This window comes from Chryseobacterium contaminans (assembly GCF_001684955.1).
GTDB classification, from domain to species: domain Bacteria; phylum Bacteroidota; class Bacteroidia; order Flavobacteriales; family Weeksellaceae; genus Chryseobacterium; species Chryseobacterium contaminans.
In genome coordinates this window covers 1-3,159 of record NZ_MAYF01000169.1, presented here as the reverse complement: position 1 = coordinate 3,159, position 3,159 = coordinate 1, and the positions used below count along the sequence as shown (strand labels likewise).

At 38.4% G+C, this 3,159-nt stretch carries 4 protein-coding genes; all 4 read left to right on the top strand.

Annotated elements, in window-relative coordinates; translation table 11 throughout:
- Nucleotides 1-232: RagB/SusD family nutrient uptake outer membrane protein (locus BBH99_RS10810; RefSeq protein WP_123873140.1), on the top strand; the 232-nt coding region annotated here is incomplete at its 5' end.
- A gap of 67 nt (nt 233-299) precedes the next feature.
- Nucleotides 300-1,691 carry a glucoamylase family protein gene (locus BBH99_RS10805; protein WP_066695421.1) on the top strand — a complete coding sequence of 464 codons (1,392 nt, stop codon included), beginning with the start codon at nt 300-302 and terminating at the stop codon, nt 1,689-1,691.
- Nucleotides 1,692-1,773: 82 nt separating this feature from the next.
- The gene (locus BBH99_RS10800) at nt 1,774-2,475 is read left to right on the top strand and encodes a carboxylesterase family protein (protein WP_066695420.1); all 702 of its coding nucleotides are present in this window, start codon (nt 1,774-1,776) and stop codon (nt 2,473-2,475) included.
- 72 nt (nt 2,476-2,547) lie between these two features.
- Nucleotides 2,548-3,159 (top strand): glycoside hydrolase family 3 N-terminal domain-containing protein (locus BBH99_RS10795; protein WP_317041490.1); only part of this gene is annotated, 612 nt, incomplete at its 3' end.

The following is a 3,159-nucleotide window of genomic DNA, read 5'->3' as shown; positions in this document are numbered from 1 at the left end:
AGCAGGAACCACAGCTTCAACTCAAGCAGCTCTCAGAACTGCTATCTGGCATGAACGTAGAGTTGAATTAGCGATGGAAGGAGATCGTTTTGTAGACCTTGTAAGAACAGGACAGGCTGCTACAGTGCTTGCCCCTTATGGATTCAAAGCAGGGAAAAATGAATTATTCCCAATTCCATTTGATGCTATCACTGAAAGTGCAGGAGCATTTACTCAAAACCCAGGATATTAATCAATAACTATAAACTAGAGGAGAGTGAAAATTCTCCTCTAATTTTATAACCCGTAACCCGATACCAATGAAAAGGACCCTATTGTCAATTGCTGTAACTTCTTTATTCTTTGTTTATTCCAGTACAAATGCGCAGATTTCAAAATCGAAGATTGTTAAAAATAATAGCGTTAAAAGTACCATTACGGATGAACAGCTGATGGATAAAGTACAGAAAGATGCATTAAAATACTTCTGGGATTATGCGGAACCCAATTCATTATTGGGAAGAGAGCGTTATCACGAGGATAATATTTACCCTGATAATGATAAACACGTTATCACAACAGGTGGTTCAGGATTCGGATTAGCAACTTTGCTGGTAGGAGTGGAGAGAGGATTCATTCCAAGAAAAGAAGCTGTGAAAAGATTTACTCATATCATGGATTTTCTGGCAAAAGCAGATCGCCATAAAGGCGCCTGGTCACACTGGATCAATGGTGAAACCGGAAAAACAGTTCCTTTCGGAAAGAAAGACAATGGTGGAGACTTGGTAGAAACAGCATTCCTTACTTCAGGGATATTAATGGTTCGTGAATACTTTAAAAATGGAAATGTAGAAGAAAAAGCCTTGGCGGCAAAATGTGATGAACTTTGGAAAGGAATTCAATGGAACTGGTATACCAAAGGCGGTGAGAAAGTACTGTACTGGCACTGGTCACCGGAATACCAATGGGAAATGAATTTTCCATTAGAAGGCTATAATGAATGTCTGATCACTTATATCCTTGCAGCATCTTCACCTACCTATTCCATAGATGCTGAAACCTATTATAAAGGCTGGACCAGAAACGGAACCTACCTTACAGACAAAACAAAATATGGATTACCTCTGTATGTAAAACATAACTATGCTGAAGAATACGGCGGGCCGCTTTTCTGGGCTCAATATTCATACATCGGGCTTGATCCTACAGGATTATCCGATAAACTCGTGAAAAACTATTTTGATATTAATAAAAATCAAACCCTTATTGATTATAAGTATTGTGTTGAAAATCCAAAACAATGGAAAGGGTATGGACCTAACTATTGGGGGTTAACAGCTGGGTACACAAGAAATGAGGATGGAAGCACTGGTTACACAGCTCATATGCCAGGTAACGACAATGGAGTAATAACACCAACAGCCGCTTTGAGCAGTTTTCCGTATACACCAAAAGAATCGATGAACTTTCTAAGATTCATCTATACCCAAAAACCTGAATTTATCGGATCTGCTGGGCCTTACGATGCAACATCCATCAATTATAATAATTGGTTTACCCCAAGATATCTGGCCATTGATCAGGGAACAATTGCTCCAATGATCGAAAATTATAGAACAGGATTTCTATGGAAGTTGTTTATGAATGCTCCTGAAATTCAACAAGGGTTGAAAAAACTGAGCTTTCAATCTAATAAATATGGAATAAAATAATTGATTGGAAAACTACTCTGATCAACGAGAGAAACAAAATAAAAATCAGATCCAAAGGCTTTAGCCAAAACCTAATATCGCTATGAAATTAAAATATCTTCCCTTTTTATTACTGTCACTTTCCCTGAAGCTTAACGCTCAGGAAATAAAAGCAGAACTGAACAAAGAATTTAAACGACAGGAGAAAATGTCCTATATATTGGATTATCCAAAGAACACAAAAGGAAATGTTCCTTTAATTGTTTTTCTTCATGGCTCAGGAGAAAGAGGAAATAACCTTGAACTGGTAAAAGCGCACAGCCCGTTTACTTATAAGCATCTGATTAAAGAACCGGTGGCTATTCTGGCTCCGCAATGCCCGGCAGACAGTTGGTGGGATACAGTTACTTTATATCATCTGATTAAAGAAATTCAGAAAAAATATAAAATTGATGCTTCCAGAATTTATCTTACAGGGCTTTCTATGGGAGGCTGGGGAACTTTAAAACTGGCTATGGAACATCCTGAAATGTTTGCGGCAGTAGCTTCAGTGTGTGCACCTACAGATCAGGTAATGACGGCGAATATCCAACAGTTTAAAGATTTGAATATGAAAATATTCCACGGTGGAATGGACGATATTGTACTACCGGAAAATGCCTTTAAGTTTTATCAGAAACTTCATCCGGTGAACCCGGCAGCAGAATTGGTTATTTTTCCTAATGATAACCATAATTCATGGGATTCTGCTTACTCAAATCCGCAACTATACGAATGGATGCTGTCTAAAAGTAAAGACAAATAAATTAAGAATACAAGTTTTGTGTAAACGAAAGAAGATTATAAAATCAAAACAATAATATAAGAAGATAGATTTATGAAAAAGTTAATTGTACTTGCAACCCTGGCACTTTCGCCGGTGTTTTCCGCTCAGGAAATGGTGGATAAGCCTGTACAGTCATATCAGACTGCCCAATATCAGGCCAAGAAAAAAGCCTTTGTAGACAATCTTTTATCTAAAATGACCTTAGATGAAAAAATCGGCCAGATGAACCTTCCCACTTCCGGAGATTTTACTACCGGAATGGCCCAGAGTTCAGATATCGGGAAAAAAGTAGAACAGGGATTAGTAGGAGGATTATTCAATATAAAAGGAGCAGATAAAATTAAAGCCGTTCAGAAAGTGGCCGTTGAAAAAAGCCGTCTGAAAATTCCAATGATCTTCGGAATGGATGTTATTCATGGATATGAAACAACCTTTCCTATTCCATTAGGTTTAGCTGCTTCATGGGATATGAATCTGGTACAGCAATCCGCAAGAGTGGCCGCAAGAGAAGCTGCCTCCGACGGAATCAACTGGACATTTTCGCCAATGGTAGATATTTCCCGCGAACCAAGATGGGGAAGGGTTTCTGAAGGATCCGGGGAAGATCCGTATTTAGGCAGCGAGATTTCAAAAAATATGGTATACGGTTACCAGGGAAAAGAT